General features: G+C 68.6%; 16 protein-coding genes. 13 read left to right on the top strand and 3 right to left on the bottom strand.

Features of this window, described 5'->3' with window-relative positions:
* The first annotated feature begins 20 nt into the window (after positions 1 to 20).
* Entirely contained in the window at positions 21 to 1,220 is a 1,200-nt protein-coding gene (locus VQ03_RS23935) for a phenylacetate--CoA ligase family protein (protein ID WP_048453411.1), read from the top strand.
* 131 nt (positions 1,221 to 1,351) lie between these two features.
* Here VQ03_RS23935 and VQ03_RS23930 read toward each other — a convergent pair whose 3' ends face one another.
* The gene (locus tag VQ03_RS23930) at positions 1,352 to 1,807 is read right to left on the bottom strand and encodes a carboxymuconolactone decarboxylase family protein (RefSeq protein ID WP_048453410.1); all 456 of its coding nucleotides are present in this window, start codon (positions 1,805 to 1,807) and stop codon (positions 1,352 to 1,354) included.
* Between the two features lie 661 nt (positions 1,808 to 2,468).
* Here VQ03_RS23930 and VQ03_RS23925 point away from each other — a divergent pair.
* The 7 genes from VQ03_RS23925 (at position 2,469) to VQ03_RS33270 (ending at position 10,452) form a co-directional block, all read left to right on the top strand.
* The gene (locus VQ03_RS23925; protein WP_208605542.1) at positions 2,469 to 3,293 is read left to right on the top strand and encodes a hypothetical protein; all 825 of its coding nucleotides are present in this window, start codon (positions 2,469 to 2,471) and stop codon (positions 3,291 to 3,293) included.
* Between the two features lie 40 nt (positions 3,294 to 3,333).
* A complete protein-coding gene (locus tag VQ03_RS23920) occupies positions 3,334 to 4,287 on the top strand; it encodes a hypothetical protein (RefSeq protein ID WP_048453409.1) in 954 nt (317 codons plus the stop codon).
* Between the two features lie 82 nt (positions 4,288 to 4,369).
* A complete protein-coding gene (locus VQ03_RS23915; RefSeq protein ID WP_048453408.1) occupies positions 4,370 to 6,067 on the top strand; it encodes a Dyp-type peroxidase in 1,698 nt (565 codons plus the stop codon).
* Between the two features lie 14 nt (positions 6,068 to 6,081).
* Positions 6,082 to 7,467, top strand: coding sequence for a cytochrome P450 family protein (locus tag VQ03_RS23910; RefSeq protein WP_048453407.1), 1,386 nt, complete (start codon positions 6,082 to 6,084; stop codon positions 7,465 to 7,467).
* Between the two features lie 240 nt (positions 7,468 to 7,707).
* Positions 7,708 to 8,049, top strand: a complete 342-nt coding sequence (locus VQ03_RS23905) for a helix-turn-helix domain-containing protein (protein WP_048453406.1) — start codon at positions 7,708 to 7,710, stop codon at positions 8,047 to 8,049.
* A gap of 852 nt (positions 8,050 to 8,901) precedes the next feature.
* The gene (locus VQ03_RS23900; RefSeq protein WP_048453405.1) at positions 8,902 to 9,567 is read left to right on the top strand and encodes a hypothetical protein; all 666 of its coding nucleotides are present in this window, start codon (positions 8,902 to 8,904) and stop codon (positions 9,565 to 9,567) included.
* A gap of 78 nt (positions 9,568 to 9,645) precedes the next feature.
* A complete protein-coding gene (locus VQ03_RS33270; protein WP_157064233.1) occupies positions 9,646 to 10,452 on the top strand; it encodes a hypothetical protein in 807 nt (268 codons plus the stop codon).
* Positions 10,453 to 10,836: 384 nt separating this feature from the next.
* Here VQ03_RS33270 and VQ03_RS23895 read toward each other — a convergent pair whose 3' ends face one another.
* Together VQ03_RS23895 and VQ03_RS23890 are read right to left on the bottom strand one after the other, a co-directional pair.
* Positions 10,837 to 12,513 carry a methyl-accepting chemotaxis protein gene (locus VQ03_RS23895; protein WP_048453404.1) on the bottom strand — a complete coding sequence of 559 codons (1,677 nt, stop codon included), beginning with the start codon at positions 12,511 to 12,513 and terminating at the stop codon, positions 10,837 to 10,839.
* Between the two features lie 351 nt (positions 12,514 to 12,864).
* Positions 12,865 to 13,542 carry a TetR/AcrR family transcriptional regulator gene (locus tag VQ03_RS23890; protein WP_048453403.1) on the bottom strand — a complete coding sequence of 226 codons (678 nt, stop codon included), beginning with the start codon at positions 13,540 to 13,542 and terminating at the stop codon, positions 12,865 to 12,867.
* Positions 13,543 to 13,733: 191 nt separating this feature from the next.
* Here VQ03_RS23890 and VQ03_RS23885 point away from each other — a divergent pair, with 191 nt between their 5' ends.
* The 5 genes from VQ03_RS23885 to VQ03_RS23865 are packed head-to-tail and all read left to right on the top strand — an operon-like array spanning position 13,734 to position 19,799.
* Positions 13,734 to 14,537, top strand: coding sequence for an ABC transporter ATP-binding protein (locus VQ03_RS23885; RefSeq protein ID WP_048453402.1), 804 nt, complete (start codon positions 13,734 to 13,736; stop codon positions 14,535 to 14,537).
* Positions 14,537 to 16,468, top strand: a complete 1,932-nt coding sequence (locus VQ03_RS23880; protein WP_048453401.1) for a long-chain fatty acid--CoA ligase — start codon at positions 14,537 to 14,539, stop codon at positions 16,466 to 16,468. The genes VQ03_RS23885 and VQ03_RS23880 overlap by 1 nt, the downstream gene beginning before the upstream one ends.
* Positions 16,469 to 16,495: 27 nt before the next feature.
* Entirely contained in the window at positions 16,496 to 17,389 is an 894-nt protein-coding gene (locus tag VQ03_RS23875; RefSeq protein WP_048453400.1) for a branched-chain amino acid ABC transporter permease, read from the top strand.
* Positions 17,389 to 18,462 carry a branched-chain amino acid ABC transporter permease gene (locus tag VQ03_RS23870; protein WP_048453399.1) on the top strand — a complete coding sequence of 358 codons (1,074 nt, stop codon included), beginning with the start codon at positions 17,389 to 17,391 and terminating at the stop codon, positions 18,460 to 18,462. Before VQ03_RS23875 ends, VQ03_RS23870 begins: the two co-directional genes overlap by 1 nt.
* A gap of 53 nt (positions 18,463 to 18,515) precedes the next feature.
* Complete coding sequence (locus VQ03_RS23865) at positions 18,516 to 19,799, top strand: ABC transporter substrate-binding protein (protein ID WP_048453398.1); 1,284 nt, start codon at positions 18,516 to 18,518, stop codon at positions 19,797 to 19,799.
* The last annotated feature ends 46 nt before the right edge of the window (positions 19,800 to 19,845 follow it).

The raw sequence follows: 19,845 nt of genomic DNA, 5'->3' as shown, positions 1-19,845 counted from the left end.
AACGAGGAGGACGCCCCACCATGCCCCAAGACGAGACCCGAGCTTCCACCGCTCACGAATCCACCCTGTTCGCCCGCCTTCCGGCCGCCCTCGCCGCGGCCCTTCAGGCCCCGGCCTACGCCACCCATCTCGCGGGCATCGACCCGGCCTCCGTCACCGACCGGGCGGCGCTCGCCCGCCTGCCGGTCCTGCGCAAGGGCGAGATGCCGGCGCGCCAGCGCGAGGCGCTGCCCTTCGGCGGCTTCGTGCCGGGGGCGGCGGGTGGGTTTGCCCGCCTGTTCACCTCGCCGGGGCCGATCTTTGAGCCGCAGCGGGCGGGCGAGGATCCGTGGGGCGGCGCGCCGGCGCTCGCCGCCGCGGGCTTCCGGGCCGGCGAGGTGGTGCTCAACACCTTCGGCTATCACCTGACGCCGGGCGGCTTCATCTTCGACACCGCCGCCCGGGCCTTGGGCTGCGCGGTGATCCCGGCCGGGCCCGGCAACACCGAGCAGCAGCTCGACCTGATCGAGGCCTACCGGCCCGCCGGCTATGTCGGCACGCCGGACTTCCTCAAGGTGCTGCTCGATGCAGGCCGGACGGCCGGGCGGGACATGTCGTCGATCGTGAAGGCCCTGGTCTCCGGCGCCGCCTTCCCGCCCTCGCTCCAGGCCGAGTTCCGGGAGCGGGGCATCGCCGCCTGTCAGGCCTATGCCACCGCCGATGTCGGCTTCATCGCCTACGAGACGCCGGGCGAGCCAGGCCTCCTCGTCAGCGACGGGCTGATCCTCGAGATCGTCCGGCCGGGCACCGGCGATCCGGTGCCGGAGGGCGAGGTCGGCGAGATCGTCGTCACGGTGCTCGACCTCGACCGGCCGCTGATCCGCTACGCGCTCGGCGACCTCACGGCGGCCTTGCCGGGCGGGACCCGCATCCGCGGCTGGATGGGCCGGGCCGACCAGGCCGCCAAGGTGAAGGGCATGTTCGTGCGCCCCGAGCAGGTCGCCGAGATCGCCCGCCGCCACCCGGAGCTCGGCCGCCTGCGCCTGGTGGTGACCCGGGCCGACGAGGCCGACGTCATGACCCTGCGGGCCGAGGCCGGGACGACGGACGCCGCCCTCGCCGAGGCGGTGGCCGAAACCCTGCGGGCGGTGACGAAGCTGCGCGGCACGGTCGCGCTCGTCGCCCCCGGCAGCCTGCCGAACGACGGCAAGGTGATCGCCGACGAGCGGCCGGTGGGCTGAAGGACCGGGGCGGGCGTGAGGGTGCGGTGGGCGGCGGTCGATCCGACCGCCCGGCCTACCCGCGACAAGCGTCTGCGGCACGCGCGATCCGGCGCAGCCCGTCGCCGCCCCGCGGGATGCGGGGAAGCGGATCAGGCCTTCGCCTTGACCGGAAGCCGAAAGGGCGCGCCGAGCCGGTTGAACGCATTCATCGCCGCGATGGTGATCGTCAGGTCCACGAGATCCTTGGGCGCGAAGGCCGCGCTCGCGGCCGCATAGGCTGCGTCGGAAGCGTGCGTCTCGCTGACGAGCGTGACCTCCTCCGCCCAGGCGAGCGCGGCGCGGTACCGGTCGGAGAACAGGTGGGGCACCTCGGCCCAGACCGGAACCAGGGCGACCGTCTCGAACGGCATCGTCTTGAGGAGGTCCCGGGTGTGCAGGTCGATGCAGTGCGCGCAGCCGTTGATCTGCGACACGCGCAGGAACACGAGGTGGATCAGTTCGGGGGGCAGGTCCGTGCCCGTGGTGACGTAGTGGTGGATGCCGAAGAGCGCCTTCGCCCCCTGCGGTGCCACCTCGTTCCAGACCAGCCGTGCATTCTCGCCCATGACGAATCCCGATGCTCGGAACGCCGGAGATCGACGCTCGACGCCATGACGAGGCGACGGGCCGGTTTGTGACATGCCGTGCCGCATCGTCCGCCCGGGGGACCTCGCCGGAACGCATCGCGCGGATGCCGGCAGCCGTGCGGTCCGCTCGGCAGGCGGTCGACGCGGCTCATTCACGGCCGAAAGCCACCCCGCGCGCAGGGTCAAGCCGATCGGTTTCGACGCCGGGGTAGCGTGCGCCGGGTAGCGTGCACCGCAAACCGCGGCGGTCAGGCCGTGTCGCCCTGCCGCCGCCCCGTGCCGAGCGGGCAATGCGCGCGGAGGCCGGCGCCCCGAGCCCGTCCCGGGGCGTCACAGGCAGCCATGTCCTGGCCCCGCGACCGAACGGTCCCCGGCCCGCAGGCCACGACGTAGGACGCCGCGGCGCCGGCATGTGCAGCAGATTCATCATGTTCTCCGGATGAAGAGCGGCGGTGATCGCGCGCCTCCATCCACCGTGATTGGATGATCGAGCGGCCCGTTCTCAGATTTTATGTAAGATCATTCGCGATGGTCGGGCGCGGATCGACCAATGGAAAGCTCCTTCCCGCCCCTCTCACCGTCGCGCATTGATGTCTCTCTAGGTTGTGATAGTGTGATCGTACGAATCGGGGACGGAATCATGTCGAACGTGGCGGGCAAAGCCTATGGCATGAACGTTGTAACGCCGGTGCGGCCGCGCTGGACTTGGCTGAACCGTCTCATCTTCATGGTATCGCGGGCCTTTCCAGGCTCGCTCTCAGGACTTCTCGGGCTGTCGCTGATCCATTTCGCCCGCTGGGTCATCATCCGCCGCGACCAGTGGCCCCAGCGCGGCCAGCCGAAACAGTCGCTCGACAACGACTACATGCTGTTCTGCAGCAACTTCAACGGCACCTGGGACCAGTATATCGACGCCTTCGCGGACGGCATCCCCGATGGGCTCGACCTGTTCTGGTATTGCAGCACCAAGTACCCGAACTCGATCCCGATCACGCCGTTCAAGTCCTACATCCGGGCGAACCAGATCGACACCGGCTACTACTACAACGCCACGCCCGGCAGCGGGCAGCGCGACATCAAGCTGGCGCTGCAGCTCGCCGCCGCCCTGCGGGCCGTGAAGGCGGAGGGCGACGACGCCGCGTTCGCGGCGGCGTTCGACACGATCCTGACGGAAAACCAGGGTTGCCTCGGCACGCCGGGCTACGGACCGGTCGCGAGCCGCGACACCGCCATCGCCGACCTGCATCGCTGCGCGATGGTGAAGGCACGCTGGGGACAGGGCGGCAGCGGCCCGCCGGCGGCGCAGGTCGTGCAGCCGGCCCTCGCAACGGCGGGTACCCAGGCTGCGCCCGGGACGGGCCCCGCGGCCGGCACCGAGCAGGCCGGTGCGGTCCAGGCCACCATCGAGGCCCTGATCAAGGGTCGCACCCGGCGCAGCGCCAAGCGCGGCCGCCAAGACAACTGACCAAGAAAACTGACCAAGTGAGCTGACCAGGAGAGCCGACATGCCCAACCTCGACGGCGGCCACTACTTCTTCACCGCGATCGTGCCGATCAAGAACGACGTCATCGTCGAGCACGAGGGCCTGCGCAGCTCCCCCGTCCACATGGTGCGCGAGGCGCTCGAGACCCTGCCGACCGCCCTGCAATCGCCGGAGGCGGTGGAGATCGGGATCCAGAGCCCGTTCGCCCGCTCGCTGCGTACACATTTCGCCCGCTTCGTTGTGCTCGACCAGCCGTTCTTCAACGGGCGCGACCACAGCGACGCCTTGGCGGATGCCCTGCGCGGCACCGACCTGCTGGTGCCGCAGGCCAACGACGCCCTCGCCTGCCCCTACCTCCTCGTCATGATCGATTTCGACCCCCGGACCGACTTCGACACCAAGGCCGGGGCGGACGAGCCGCGGCACTACTGCGAGGAATTGTGGAGTCTGATGCCGCGGGAGCTCGAAGCGGTCTTCCGCTATTGCTACGGCTTCCCCGCCGTCCGCGACGCCAAGACCTTCGCCGACTTCCTCCTGCCCTGCCAGGTCGAGACGACGATGCCGTTCAACGATTACTGGGTGGGCAAGCCGCAGCTGCCGACGCTGTCGCGGGCGCTGCTGATCGCCCCGCCGGCCATCGGCGTGGCGCTGCCGCTCCTGGCGGCCCTGTTCCACCGCCTGAGCTGGCCGACCGGGCTCGTCCTGGCGCTGGTGCTCGGGCTCGCCGGCCTCGCGGTCGATTACTGGATCGTGATGCGCCGGGGCGCGAGGCCGCTGCCGGCCGCGCCGGATGCGAGCCTGCGCCACGTGCTGAAGGCCCTCTACCTGCAGCAGGCCTTCACCCGCCTCGCCATCGCCCAGCAGGGGGCCGATCCGCAGGCTCGCGGCGCGGCGTTCCGACAGTTCCTCGCCACGCACCGGCCTGACGACCTCGCCGGGCCGACGCAGATGCCGGGCGTGATCGGCAGCCCGTGATCGGCAGCCCGACCGCCGCACCGATCACTCCCCCAAGCCCCGGACCCGCGCCGGTCCGCGGTCCCGCCCGGAAAGCCACGGCATGACGACGCTCCTCGACCTCGCGGACATCCAGGGCGGCATCCTGCGGGCCTATGGCCGGCAGGGCTTCCCCAAAGCCCGCGCCTTCTTCCTGACGGTGCGCGGCGACGGCCGGGAGGGCCGCGCCTTCGTGGAGGCCCTGCGCCCGCGGGTGACCACGGCGGCGCGCTGGCGCAACCCCCATCGCGGCGAGCCGCTGCTGCGCACCCGCAACCCGCGCCTGAAGGACGTGGCCCGCGCCGAGGGTGCCGCCGACTACCCGGGCGAGGTGAAGCTGCTGAAACCGAAGGTGACGCTCAACATCGCCTTCACCTTCTACGGCCTCCTCGCCCTCGGGGTTCCGATCCGCACCCTGCGCGGCATGCCCGACGAGTTCATCGACGGCATGGCGCAGCGGGCCGAGATCCTCGGCGACGACCCCTTCCTGAAGGCGCGCGACGCGGTGTGGCGCGACTCGGAGGGCGACACCCGCGTCCACATCCTGGTGATGCTGAACGCGCAGATGAACCCCGACGGCACCCCGGTCCCCGAGCTGGAGACGGAGACGAAAGCCCTGCGGGACCTGTGCGCGGCCTCGCGAGGGGAGGTCGTGCTCCTGCCCGGCACCGGCCCGGACGGGGCCGACTTCCAGGAGATGTCCGCGGTGCTGCGCCCCGGCGAGACCGGACTCTCCCCGACCAACAAGGAGCATTTCGGTCTCTCGGACGGGTTCGGCGACCCGGTCTTCGAAGGCCAGTTTCCTCCCGCCGCGGAGGAGCTGCGGGTGATCGGCGGCGGCAAGCTGATGCCCGACCAGACCTGGGCGCCGCTCGCCACCGGCGAGTTCCTGCTCGGCTACCCGGACGAGGCCCAGGAGATCCCCGGCGCGGCGATGCCGATCGAGTTCAGCCGCAACGGCACCTTCATGGCCTACCGCAAGCTGCACGAGAACGTGGAGAGCTTCGCGACCTATTTCCGCCAGCAGGGCGCGCGCTACGCCGCGATCCACGGCGTCCCGCAGGCCGAGGCCGAGGCGATCTTGCGCGCGAAGGTGGTCGGACGCTGGGAGGACGGGATCCCGCTCCAGGCCGCGCCGACCTACAAGGCGTGGCAGGAATTCCAGGCCGAGCTGGCCGAGGCCCGGGCCGCCGACGACAAGCCGAAGCTCGCCGCCCTCGCCCTGCGCTACACCGACTTCACGTATCGCGACGACCTCGACGGCACGACCTGCCCGGTGGCCGCCCACATGCGCCGGGCCAACCCGCGCGACATGCTCGACCCGCACGTGACCGACAAGGACCCGACGGCCGGCGACGGCTCGGCCCTGGTCAACCGCCGCCGCATCCTGCGCCGCGGCCTGCCCTATGGCGGCCCGGACCAGGGCGGCAGCGGCACGGATTCCGGCGAGCAGGGCATCATCTTCCTGGCGGTCTGCGCCAGCCTGTTCCGCCAGTTCGAGTTCGTGCAGCAGCAATGGATGCAGTACGGCCTCGACTTCAACGTCGGCAGCGACACCTGCCCGGTGATCGGCAACCACCCGAAGGGCGATCCCCACCACGACCCGAAGCTCGTGGTCGCGGTCGACGCGGCGAGCGGGACGCGGCCCTATATCTGCAACGAGATTCCCCAGCTCGTGGAGCCCCGCGGCGGCGACTACTTCTTCGTGCCGAGCATGACCGCCCTGCGGTTGATCGGCACCGGCATCACCGATCCGACCTGAGCCGGAGCGCGCCCGTGTCCTGGCTCATCAACCTTCCGGTCGCGACCTGGCGGCGCCTGCTCCTGCTGGCCGAGGGAGTCGGCGCCGCCCTCCTGCTCGCCGGCGCCGGGCTCACGGCGCTGCTGCGCGGCAGCGGGCCTTTGGGCGCGCGCCTCGCCGCCATCCTCGCCTCCCCCGTCGGGCAGCGCCGGGTCTTCGCGGTCCTGCGTCTGGTCCAGCCGAACCTGCGCGTCGGCCGCGTGCTCGTCACGGCCTACGCCAATTCCGGCACCGCCCTCGTCACCCGGCGGGACGACGTGATCGACGTCCTGTCGCGCGACGACGATTTCGGCGTCGTCTACGGACCGCGGATGAAGACGATCACCGGCGGCGAGAACTTCTTCCTCGGGATGCAGAACACGCCGCGCTACACCCGCGACGTCTCGAACATGCGGCTGGTGGTGCGGCGCGAGGACGTGCCGAGCGTGGTGGCGCCCTTCATCGCCCGCGAGGCGGAAGGCCGGGTCGCGGCGGCGCCCGGCAGCCTCGACGTGCCCCAGGCGCTGACCCTGCCGGTCGCCGCCGGCCTCCTCGACCATTACTTCGGCACGCCCGGCCCTTCGCGCGCCGCGATGATCGACTGGACCACGACCCTGTTCTGGTACCTCTTCCTCGACCTCAAGGCCGACCCCGCCCTCGATGGCCGGGCGGTGGCCGCCGCCGCGGCCTTCCGCGACTGGCTGGACGGGCACATCGCGGCCCGCAAGGCATCGGGCGAGGTGCGCGACGACGTCCTCGGCCGCTGCCTCGCGCTCCAGGCCTCGGGCACGCCGGGCATGGACGACCGCACCATCCGCGACAACCTGATCGGCCTGCTGATCGGCGAGCTGCCGACCACCTCGGCCGCCGCGACCCTGGCCCTCGACGAGTTGCTCGACCGGCCGACGGCCCTCGCCGGCGCCCAGGCGGCGGCACGGACCGGCGACGATGCGGGCGTCGCCGCCCACGTGTTCGAGGCCCTGCGCTTCCGCCCGCTCAACCCGGTGATCTACCGCCGGGCGCTGCGGGACGCGACGGTGGCCGGCGGCAGCTTGCGCGCCTGCCGGATCCGGGAGGGCACTATGGTGTTCGCCGCCAACCTCTCGGCGATGTTCGACCCCCTCGCGGTGCCGCAGCCGGGCCGGTTCCGCACCGACCGGCCCTGGGAGACCTACATGCTGTGGGGCTCCGGCCTGCATCTCTGCTTCGGGGCGCATCTCAACCGCGCGACCCTGCCCGGGCTGCTCAAGCCCCTCCTCGCCCGCCCCGGCCTGCGCCGCGCCGAGGGCCCGCGCGGGCGGATCGACCAGGACGGCACGCCGTTCCCGGCTCACCTCCACGTGGTGTTCGACCGCTCTCGGCCCGACGGCCCAAGATGCTGACGCATCAACCTCGATCTCGGGCAGGCCCGAGCATCAACCTCGATCTCGGGCAGGCCCGAGCATCAACCTCGATCTCGGGCAGGCCCGAGCATCAACCTCGATCTCGGGCAGGCCCGAGATCGACGAGGTCGTTGACCCATCTCGAATTTCCAACACCAAGCCCAGAAGTCAGGGACCTTGGGCTTGGTGTTGGAAATTCGAGAATGGAACGAAAGTCGTTTTCTTCGTCGGCGGAGACGAATGAGTCAGGATCACAATCGCGGAAAGCGCATTCGCGAAGCGATGGCGCTGAATAACGTCAGAAAGAGCCAGGCCCTCGCGGCCGAACTGGATGTCTCGGCGGCAGCCGTATCCCGCTGGCAGAGCGGCGGACACTTGTCGCTGGAAAGCGCCTGCGCCTTGGCCCAGCGCCTGGACGTGTCGCTGGACTGGTTGCTGCTGGGACGTGGAACCATGGACTGGCACCGCTACAATACGCTCTCACCGGCAGAACTTCAGCACGTCATGACGCTCCGCAAGCACCCGCAATCGATGCGGACGCTGATCTTCAACCTGCTGGCGGAGATTCCGGCGCGATCATGATGCCCGCCCGGTCACACCGGGCCGCAGGACCGGGCGGAGCACCGGTCGCCCGGGTTGCAAGCCACCGGCGCAGAGGCATGTCGGATGCGCGCCGCAACGGATGGGCATGATACCACCGGCCTAAGATGCTGACGCATCAGGCCGTTGAACCATCTCGAATTTTCGATTTCAAACCAAAGCCTTGGCGAAAATTCGAGAACGGGACCAAAGGTCATTGTCAACGACCTTTGGCATGACGCCTCGTCGACCGCCGCGGCGGGTGCCGGCGCATGGTCCGGCGATGCAGGCATCGGTTCGCCGCGGGACGTCCGGCACGATCACAGATCGGACATTGGCCTTGGAGAGAGCGGCCGCCGGATTCGCCGCAGCCCCACTCCGCAGAGGCAGCGCGAGACGACGAAGCGCCGGGCCGCCCTCGCGAGCCCGCCCGGCACCGGAAGGCGGCGAGCATGATGGCCTGGAACGGCACCCGGCCGCGGCGCGACCGGGCGCCACTCCCTCTCGGCTCGGCGGGATGCACGAAACATCGCGGCAGACCATTTCGCACCGCGAACCGTCGCAACGGCCTCGCCGGTCGCGGCGCAGCCGTCACTACTGCGAAACCGAGCCCATTTGCAAGCAAATCCGGCAATCCTTCCATCACCACAAGCGGCTTGCACCATACACGATTTACGCACAGATCAAATAATTGGGCAAATTAAACCTCAGGTCAATCAATGAACGTTGCGTCATGGCAGTCGCGAAGTCATAAGTAGCGCGGGATCAATCGACAGACACATTCGCATGCCCAGCGACAAGTTTTTCGAAGATCCCGCACCCGACCACGACGCTCATAATCAGCAAGGCCCTCTCATGTCGACCCTCCTGACGATCAATGTCACCAACAACGAACTCCAGGCTCAGAATTTCTTTTTCTTTCAGCAGCCGGCCGTGTACGCTGGCGGGCCCCAAGTCTATAGCAACAGCCTGTACACCGCACTGCTCGGCAATTCCGCCCAGACCGGCGGCATCCTGACGTTCCAGGTCAACCTCCAGTATTATGCCGGCGTGCAGCAGGCGACCCAGCCGCCGCAAGAAGGCCAGACCTCCGGCTACGCCTCGGCCAGCCAGCCGATCGACCTGGCACCGAGCTCCGGCACGGCGAATGACTGGACGACGGCGACGCTCAACCCGCTCGGCCTGTCCAAGCCGACCCAAGGCTCGACCGTTCAGCAGGGCGCCTTCCGCATCAGCATGCCCAGCTTCACGCCGCCCGCGCTCTACAATGTCGGCTCGGCCGTCGCGGCCAATGGCGGCATCGTTCTGTCGAACTTCGTCCAGGCTTCCCCAAACAGCAACACGGATTGCCAGCCCATCCTCAAGTACTACGTCGCAACCGGATCCTATACGCCCGGCACCGTCATGAACTTTACGCAGTCGAGCCAGAATTCAGCGCTGTGTGATTTTACTGGCGGCTATACGGTCATCAACGTGACTCTCAACAATGACGGTACCTGGACGGTGAAGCCGATCCAGTAACCGCCTCGAACGGAACGAGGTACGGGCCGCCCTCCCGTATCTCGAGCCCGGCTCGTCGTCGGTCACTCCGGACCGATCGTGACGCCTGTCGTCATCGGGAGGGCCGCCCGGCCGGCGGCCCTGGCAATGCGCGAGGCGAGCCAGCACAAGGATCATGACGCCGCCATGCCCGCATCCTTTACCGTGCTCGTACGCAACGCGTCCCAGACGAAGAATTACTTCTATATCTTTCAGAAAATTTCGTCTTTCAGCACCGGCAGCCCGGCCGACGTCACATGCAGTTGCCTCGGATGTGCGCAAATCGGCAATTACACCGATTCCGGATCTCAGATCGAATTCCGGCTCGATGCCCAGATCTATGCCGGCGCCATCAGCACGGCGCAGACCACCTGGAAATCTCCCGTTCGGACGCTGCGTCGCTCGGCTACTCTCAACATATCCACAACGAGCTCGGCGGTCCAGCCGATCGCCCTGACGACACAGCCCAACGACTCGATCTCGCTCAACTACACCGTGATGTCGCTCAACCCGCTGGGCTTGTCGCGACCACAGAACGCCCCTGAGGTGAGCACCGGATCCTTCGGCATTCAAGTTCCGCCCTACACGCCGCTACCGACGCCGTTCCTGTTCTGTGGCAATGCCGCCACTCTCAAGAGCGGCACCGTCATCCTGTCGAGCTTCATCTCCGCGCCACAGAACCAGCTTCTATGCTGCACACCACAGAGTATTTACTTTGTAAAAGTCGGAGAACAGCCCGAAGGCTCACCTGTACACTACGACACAACGGCATCGACATGCGCAACATGCGATTTCACGACTGGAAACAGCACGATCATCGTTCAATACAACGTCGATGGAACGTTTTCCATCGTCTCGTCGACCTGACCGCCGCACAGGCGTGCGACATCTCGTGTCGGCGGAGAGGTCCCGTGGCCTCGTTGCTCGCCGCCACGACGCCTCGCACGAAACGCCCGGCCGCCGCTCGCCGCGCCCATGCCGCATCGCCCCGGTCTCGGCGCGCGCCGCCTCGGTCATCTCGCCCTTGCACGCCTTCTGCCGACAGCGCTCGACGATGTCGGCCGCCGCTTCCGTCATGACCGCAACCGATCGATGCGCTGCGCCACCATCGCGTTGGACTGGCAGGTGAGCGCGATGCCGCCGAGCGCGACCGGACCGAGGCCCGTCCCAGGCGCGGATGGCGCGACGGGAGGGGAAAAGCGAGGGAAGGGCCGCCCTACCCCGGATGGGCGGCCCGTCACACCGCCCTGGTCATGCCGCCCGGACCTGCGCCAGGAAGCGATCGACCTCGGCCGAGAGTCGCTCGGACTGGCGCGAGAGGTCGGAGGCCGAGACCAGCACTTGGCTCGCCGCCGTCCCGGTCTTCTCAGCCGCGCCTGCCACGCCGGCGATGTTGCCCGTCACCTCGCCGGTCCCGGCCGCCGCCTGCGCGACGTTGCGCACGATCTCCTGCGTCGCTGCCCCCTGTTCCTCAACCGCCGCCGCGATCGAGGTCGCCACCGTCGAGATCTCCTCGATCCGGCTGGTGATCTGGCCGATGGCGCCGGCCGCCTGGCCCGTCGAGGCCTGGATCGTGGCGATCTGGCTGGTGATCTCTTCCGTCGCCTTCGCGGTCTGGCCGGCCAGCTCCTTCACCTCCGCCGCCACCACGGCGAAGCCGCGGCCCGCCGCACCCGCGCGGGCGGCCTCGATCGTGGCATTGAGCGCGAGCAGGTTGGTCTGGGCGGCGATCGAGGAGATCAGCCCGACCACGTCGCCGATGCGGGCGGTGGCCTCGGTGAGCGCCTGGACCTGACGGGCGGTCTGCCCGGCCTCCGCGACTGCGGCCCGGGCCAGCTGCGCCGAGCCGTCGACCTGGCGGCCGATCTCCTGGACCGAGGCCCCGAGTTCTTCGGCTGCGACCGCGACGGTCTCGACGTTGGAGGAGGCCTGCTCGGCCGCGGCGGCGACGGTGGACGATTGTGCGGCGGTCTGGGTGGCGGTGGCGGTCATGGCCTGGGCGGTGCCGCGCAGCTCCCCCGAGGCGGCGGCGACGCCGGCCACCACGCCGGTGATCGAGGCCTCGAAGCCCTGGATCAGCTCGTTCAGCGAAGCGGCGCGGCGCATCCGGCGCAGCTCCTCGGCCTCGCTCTCGCCGCGCAGGCGCTCGCGCTCGATGGCGTTGTCGCGGAAGACGAGCACGGCGCGGGCCATGGCCCCGACCTCGTCGCGCCGCCCGGCTTCCGGCACCGTCAGGTCGGTGCGCCCCTCGGCCAGGGCGCCCATCGTGGCGCGCAGGCGCTCCATCGGCCGCACCACCGAGCGGACGATCAGCAGCGAGACGGCGCCGAGGACCAGCATGATGACGAGGCCGGCGAGGGCGAGGCGCTGGACCTGCTCGACGATCATCGCCCGGAGGTCGCTGACGTACTCGCTGACGCCGATATAGATGTCCCACGGCGCGTAGAAGCGGAACAGGCCGATCTTCGGCACGGGCGCCGCCTGGCCCTCCTGCGCCCAGACGTAGCGGAACGTCGCCACGCCGTCGCGCTTGGCGCGGGGCATGACGTCGGCGACGAAGCGGAAGCCGGTGGGATCGGCCATGCCCATCAGGTTGCGGCCGACCACCTTCGCGGAGGGGTGGGCGATCACCGTGCCGGCGGCATCGTTGACGTAGACGTAGTTGTCGCGCCCATGCCGCATCGCCCCGATATCGGCGAGCGCCGCCTCGCGGGCCGCCGCCTCGGTCATCTCGCCCTTCGCCGCCTTCTGCCGGTAGTGCTCGACGATGCTGGCCGCCGCTTCCGTCATGACCGACAGCCTGTCGATGCGCTGCGCCATCATCGCGTCGTACTGGCAGGTGAGCGCGATACCGCCGAGCGCGACCAGACTGAGGCCCGCAAGCGCGATCAACAGGGCGAACTTGCGGGGAAGGGTGAGCACGAACATCGAAAGACCGCTCCGGTTCCGGGCCTTGCCGGACTGATCTCCGAAGGTGAGACAGGAGGGTGAATGGACGGTATATGAAGTTCGTATTTCAAGCATTTCCGCGGATACGATGTCCGGCATTCCGACCAAAAAATCATCGCGACAGAGCGGGCCAAGCAACTTGAAATCGCAGCGAAATCGAACGTGAAACAAGCAGGGCTCGATTTCGAATACATCGATCTTGTCCCTGCGGCAGCGGACGCACGGGACACGGAAGCATCGCGAGCTGGCAACGTCTCCCGAAGACTGTCGGCCGACGGCCGGATCGCCGGCGAGAGAGATCCCCGCGCGGCCGGTCGCCGAGGCCCGCGCCTAACCGATCCCCGCCCGGAGCGCCCCGCGCCGCCGCGCCGGAACCGCGACGGTCTCCGCCGCCTCGCCCCGGGCGAGCGCCTGCGTTTCGCCCCGGGCGAGCGCCAGCACCATGCCGGTGAAGATCTCCTGCAACCCGTCCGTCGAGAGCCGCCCGCCCGGCTTGTACCAGGTGCAGATGCCCGACAGCATCGCCAGGATGGCGAGCGTCGCCATCCGCGTATCGGCCAGATGGAACTCGCCGGTGGCGCGACCGTCATCGAGGATCTCGCCGAGCTTGCGCTCGTAGTCGCGCCGCATCGCCACCACGGCGGCGAGGTTGTCGGGCTCGAGGCTGCGCAGCTCCGAGTAGCAGATGAACACCTCCTGCGGCCGCTCGACGTGGTAGGCGACGTGGAACTCGGTGAACCGGGTCAGCCGCGCCTCGGCGCTGCCCTCGGGCAGCAAGGCCGCATCCAGGGCCGCGTGCAGGTCGAGCATGTGCCCGCGAATGAGGTCGAACAGGAATTCCTGCTTGTTGCGGAAGTAGTTGTAGAGCGAGCCCTGCTGGATGCCGACCTCGGCCGCGAGCTGGCGCAGGCTCATGGCGGCGTAGCCGTGGGTGGCGATGAGGCTGAGCCCCGCCCGCCGGATGGCCTCCTCGGTCCGCGGTCCCGACGAGCCTGCGATACGCGCCATGCTGGCCTCTGACTTGCCCTCACGGGGCCCGGCGCCCCTCGACTTTCGTCGCGCCAGTGTAGCACTTGACGCTCGGAAAAAAACAGTCGAACGTATTTTCATGGCGAATGACCGGGACGCATACCCGGCATCCGCGAATGGCAGAGCAGCGCCGGACACGAGCGCGGCCGCCATCCCAGGGAGGATCAGGCGTGGCGGAGACCCTCGCGGTTCGCCAGATCTCGTTGCGCTTCGGCGGCGTCAAGGCGCTGACGGATGTCAGCTTCGCGGTCGAGAAGGGTGAACTCTTTTCGATCATCGGCCCCAACGGCGCCGGCAAGACCTCGATGATCAACTGCATCTCGGGCCGCTACCGGCCGTCCGAGGGACAGATCCTGCTCGACGGCCGCGACATCACGAAGGCGACCCCGAACCAGCGCCCGAAGCTCGGCATCGGCCGCACTTTCCAGAACCTCGCGCTCTTTCACCACATGAGCGTGCTCGACAACATCCTGGTCGGGCGCCATCACCTGATGCGCAACAACTTCGTCACCGGCTCGCTCTACTGGCTGCCGGGGGTGCGGAGCGAGGAGCTGTCGCATCGCCGCCGGGTCGAGGAGATCATCGATTTCCTCGACCTCCAGGCCTACCGCAAGGCGCCGGCCGGCACCCTCTCCTACGGCTTGCGCAAGCGGGTGGAACTGGCCCGCGCCATGGCGCTCGAACCCAAGCTGATCCTCCTCGACGAGCCGATGGCCGGCATGAACCTCGAGGAGAAGGAGGACATGGCCCGCTACATCGTCGACCTCAACGAGGAGTTCGGCATGACCGTCGTGATGATCGAGCACGACATGGGGGTGGTCATGGACATCTCGCACCGGGTCATGGTGCTCGATTTCGGCCGCCGCATCGCGCTCGGCCGCCCCGAGGCGGTGTTGGCCGATCCCCACGTACGCAAGGCCTATCTCGGCGAAGAGGACGAGGAGCCGGCCGCGCCGGTGAGGACGGTGTCGTGATGACCGATTTCACCGAGCGTGCCCGCCAGGCCGACACCTTCCCGAAGCTCCTGCGCCGCAACGCCGCCGAGCATCCGGACGAGGTGGCCCTTCGCGAGAAGATCTTCGGGCTGTGGCGGCCGACGACATGGGGCGAATATCATGCCCGCACCCGCGCCTTCGCCCTCGGCCTCTCCGATCTCGGGATCGACGGCGGCGACGTGGTCGGGCTGATCGGCGACAACCGGCCCGACTGGGTGGCCGGCGAGATCGCCGCCCATGCCCTCGGCGCCCTGTCCCTCGGCCTCTACCGCGACGCCCTGGAGGACGAGGTCCAGTATCTCCTCGCCTTCGCCGGGGTGAAGGCGGTGATCGCCGAGGACGAGGAGCAAGTCGACAAGCTCCTCAACCTCGCCGACGGCGTGCCGAGCTTGCGCCACATCGTCTATTGCGATCCCCGCGGGATGCGCAAATACGACGACCCGCGGCTGATCTCGGCGGAGGCCCTGGCGGCCAGGGGCGAGGCTTTGCACGCAGCCGATCCCGGCCTCTACGACCGCATGGTCGATGCGACCGACGGCGAGGCGGTGGCGATCCTCTGCACCACGTCCGGCACCACGGCGCGGCCGAAGCTGGCGATGCTGAGCGGGGGCCGGGTCCTTCGCCACTGCGCCCGCTACCTCGCCGCCGATCCGAAGGGGCCGCAGGACGATTACGTCTCGGTGCTGCCGCTGCCCTGGATCATGGAACAGGTCTACGCGCTGGGCCAGGCGCTCCTCTCCCGGATGAAGGTCAACTTCGTCGAGGATGCCGATACGCTGATGCACGATTTCCGGGAGATCGCCCCGACCTTCGTGCTCTTCGCCCCCCGGGTCTGGGAGGCCGTGGCCGCCGACGTGCGCGCCCGGATGATGGACGCCTCCCCCTTCAAGCGCGCCCTCTACGAGCGCGGGATGAAGATGGGGCTCGATGCCCTCGATCAAGGCAAGCGCTCGACTGCGGCCGACGCCCTGCTGTTCCGGGCCCTGCGCGACCGCCTCGGCTTCACGCGGCTGACCTCGGCGGCGACCGGCGGCGCCGCCTTGGGTCCGGACACGTTCCGGTTCTTCCGCGCCATGGGCGTGCCCCTGCGCCAGCTCTACGGCCAGACCGAGACGCTCGGCGCCTATACCCTGCACCGGGGCGAGACGGTCGATTTCGACACGGTCGGCGTGCCCTTCGACGACAGCATCGAGATCCGGGTGCTCGATCCCGACCGCAACGGCATCGGCGAGGTGCTGGCGCGCCACGCCAACATGTTCCACGGCTACTACAAGGCCGGCCCCGACACCCCGAGCGACGTGCGCGACGGCTGGATGCATACCGGGGATGCGGGCTACGTCGACAACAAGGGCGAGCTGGTCGTCATCGACCGGATCAAGGACCTCGCCGTCAACGCCCATGGCGAGCGTTTCTCGCCGCAATACATCGAGAACAAGCTGAAGTTCTCGCCCTACGTCGCCGAAGCCGTCATCCTCGGCGCCGGGCGCGAATACCTGGCGGCCCTGGTCTGCATCCGCTACGCGGTGGTGGCGAAATGGGCCGAGAAGAACCGCATCGCGTTCACGACCTATTCCGACCTCGCCTCGAAGCCGGCGGTGATCGCGTTGATCCGTGGGGAAATCGAGCGGATCAATGCCGGCCTCACCGAGGTGCAGCGCATCGCCAAGTTCGTGCTGCTCTACAAGGAGCTCGACGCCGATGACGGCGAGCTGACCCGCACCCGCAAGGTCCGCCGCGGCGTCATCAACGAGAAGTACGGCGACCTGATCGACACGATCTATGCCGGCGCGCCGAGCTACCGGGTCGATACGGTGATCCGGTTCCAGGACGGCACCACCCAGCGCATCCGCACCACCCTGCCGGTGATCGATCTCACGGCGGCCCCCGCCACCCTCGCCGCCGCCGAATAGGGCTCGCTTGAGAAGGGGCTCGCGCCCATGAACACCCATCTCCTGCTCCAGCTCGTCGTCAACGGGCTGATCGTCGGCGCCCTCTACGGCGTGGTCGCGATGAGCTTCGTCCTGATCTACAAGGCGAGCCAGGTCGTGAACTTCGCGCAGGGCGAGTTCCTGCTGATCGGCGCCTGGGTGTGCTGGTGGCTGCTTACCACCTACCAGCTGCCGTTCCTGGTCGGCATGGCGGTCACCTTCGCCTTCATGCTGGTCTTCGGCATCGCCCTCCAGGTGGTGGTGCTGAGACCCTTGATCGGCGAGCCGATCATCTCGGTCATCATGGTGACGATCGGCCTGTCGATCTTCTTCCAGGCCCTGTGCAAGTGGCTGTTCGGCGTGTTCGCGCAGCCCTTCCCGCCGATCTTCCAGACCCAGTCGGTGCAGATCCTCGGGCTCGAGATCCAGACCGTATACCTGATGAGCCTCGGCATCTCGGTCGCCATGATGGCGGGCTTCGCCTGGTTCTTCCGCTACTCGAAGCACGGCCTCGCCATGCGGGCCACCGCCTTCAACCAGCAGGTGGCCCAATCCCTCGGCATCTCGGTCCGCAACGTGTTCGCCCTGGCCTGGGCGATCTCGGCGGTGGTCTCGTCGGTGGCCGGCATCGTGGTCGGCATCGTCAACGGCGTCTCGTCGGCCCTGTCGCTCTACGGCATCAAGGTGTTTCCGGCGGTGATCCTCGGCGGGCTCGACTCGGTCGTCGGCGCCGTCATCGGCGGCCTCGTCATCGGGGTGCTGGAGAACGTCGCGCAGTACGTCGACGGCCAGTACCTGCACTGGGGCAACCTCTACGAGATCGTTCCCTTCTACGTCCTGGTGGTGATCCTGATGATCAAGCCCTACGGCCTGTTCGGCACCCGCGACATCGAGCGCGTCTGATGGCGACCCAGAGCCTGATCCCCGCCGGCGACTACCGGTCGACCTACGCCGCCGACACCACCATCTTCCCGACCGCCGGCAGCCGCTACGCGGTCTGGGCGGGGCTGGCGCTCCTCTGCCTCGCTCCCCTGGTGCTCGACCGCTACTGGCTGAGCCTCTTGATCCAGATCGGCTACTTCGCGGTGGCGGCGCTCGGCTTGAACATCCTGGTCGGCTTCACCGGCCAGATCTCGATCGGTCACGCCGCCTTCTTCGGCTTCGGCGCCTTCGCGTCGGCCTGGCTGTCGAACAATTTCGGGATTCCCGTCTTCTTCGCGATCCCGCTCGCCGGCGTGATCACCACGGCGGTCGGCCTGATCTTCGGCCTGCCGGCGGCCCGGCTGAAAGGCCTGTACCTCGCCATCGCGACGCTGGCGGCGCAGTACATCCTGCAGGACTTCTTCGCCCGGGCGAACTGGTTCACCGGCGGCGTCGCCGGCACCCACGCCGAGGCGTTCTCGATCTTCGGCTTCCACTTCGACACCGACCACCGCTACTTCTACGTGGTGCTCGCCTACCTGGTGCTGACCTTCGTGCTCGCCACCAACCTGATGCGCTCCCGTGACGGCCGGGCGCTGGTGGCGGTCCGCGACCACTATCTCTCGGCGGAGATGATGGGGATCAACCTCACCCGCTATCGCACCCTGTCCTTCGGCCTCTCGGCCTTCTTCGCCGGCATCGGCGGGGCGCTCTACGCGCATTACCTGCAATTCGTCTCGGTCGAGGGCTTCGGCATCCTGCTCTCGATCCAGTTCCTCGGCATGATCATCATCGGCGGCCTCGGCACGATCATGGGCACGCTGATGGGCACCGCCTTCATGGTGCTGGTGCCGGAAGCCATGGGCTGGATCACCGACGCGGTCCGCGGCTCCGCCCTCGACCGGGCGCTGTCGCTCAAGGACAACCTGTCCTTCCTGCGCGAGATGGCGATCGGCCTGGTGATCGTGCTGTTCCTGATGTTCGAGCCGGACGGGCTCGCCCATCGCTGGCGCCAGATCAAAGCGTACTGGAAGCTGTATCCGTTCTCGCACTGAACCCATCGACGAGGCTGGAGGAACCAGCCCGCCAACCGGAGGAAACCAGACCCATGCTTCGCCTGTCCTTTGGCCTGTCCCTCGCCTCGGCCGCCGCCCTCGCGCTGAGCGTGCCCGCCCTCGCCGCCGAGATCCCGATCGGCCACCTCGCCGACCAGAGCGGCGCCACCTCCGATGTCGGCGTGCCCTACGCGCAGGGCGTGGCCGACGCCCTCGCCTACGTGAACCGCAAGGGCGGCATCAAGGGCGAGAAGATGGCCGTCGAATCGGTCGATTACGGCTACCAGGTGCCCCGCGCCGTCGCGCTCTACAAGAAGTGGACCGGCGGGCGCGACAAGGTCGCGGCGATCCAGGGCTGGGGCACCGCCGACACCGAGGCGCTCTCGGCCTTCGTCACCAAGGACGAGATCCCGTACATCTCCGGCTCCTACGCCGCGCAGGTGAGCGACCCGACCGGCGCCAGCGGCAAGGCCAAGGCCGCGCCCTACAACTTCTTCTACGGGCCGAGCTACTCCGACGCGCTGCGCGCCATGCTGCTATGGGCCGCCGACGACTGGAAGGCCAAGGGCAAGACCGGCAAGCCGAAATACGTCCATATGGGCGGCAACCACCCCTACCCGAACTCGCCCAAGGAAGCCGGCGAGGCGATGGCGAAGGATCTCGGCTTCGAGGTGCTGCCGGCGATCGTCTTCGCGCTGGCACCCGGCGACTACACGGCGCAATGCCTCACCGCCAAGAATGCCGGCGCGAACTACGCCTATCTCGGCAATACCGGCGGCTCGAACATCTCGCTGCTCAAGTCCTGCAAGTCGGTCGGCACCGACATCCAGTTCATGGGCAACGTCTGGGGCATGGACGAGAACGCCGCCAAGGCGGCGGGCGAGGCGGCGAACGGCGTGGTCTTCCCGGTGCGCACCGCGGCGGTGAGCGGCAGCACCGCGCCCGGCATGGCGATGGCGGCCGAGATCTCGAAGGTGTCGGACGCCGCCGGCACCGCCTACCGGCCGGTGCACTACTATACCGGCATCTGCGCCGCCCTCTACATGACCGAGGCCCTGGCCTGGGCCAAGGACAATGGCGGGCTTGCCGGCCCCAACGTCCGCAAGGGCTTCTACCAGAAGAAGGACTGGGTGCCGGCCGGGATGGAGGGCGTCTGCGTCCCCTCGACTTGGTCGCCCACCGACCATCGCGGGATGATGGAGGTGAACATCTACCGCGCCAAGGTGTCGGGCCCGACCGACGGGGCGCTGCCCGACCTGATCAAGGCCGGCACGATCAAGCTCGAGCCGGTCAAGACCGTGACGCTGCCGAGGAAGAGCGAGTGGCAGGGGTGGTGAGGGTCGGCCCGCAATAGGTGACCCGCGCCCCCAACCCTCCCCCCTC

Origin of the sequence: Methylobacterium tarhaniae (genome assembly GCF_001043955.1) — a bacterium.
GTDB lineage: Bacteria > Pseudomonadota > Alphaproteobacteria > Rhizobiales > Beijerinckiaceae > Methylobacterium > Methylobacterium tarhaniae.
The sequence above is the reverse complement of the archived record's forward strand: the minus strand, read 5'-3'. Positions and strand labels throughout refer to the sequence as shown.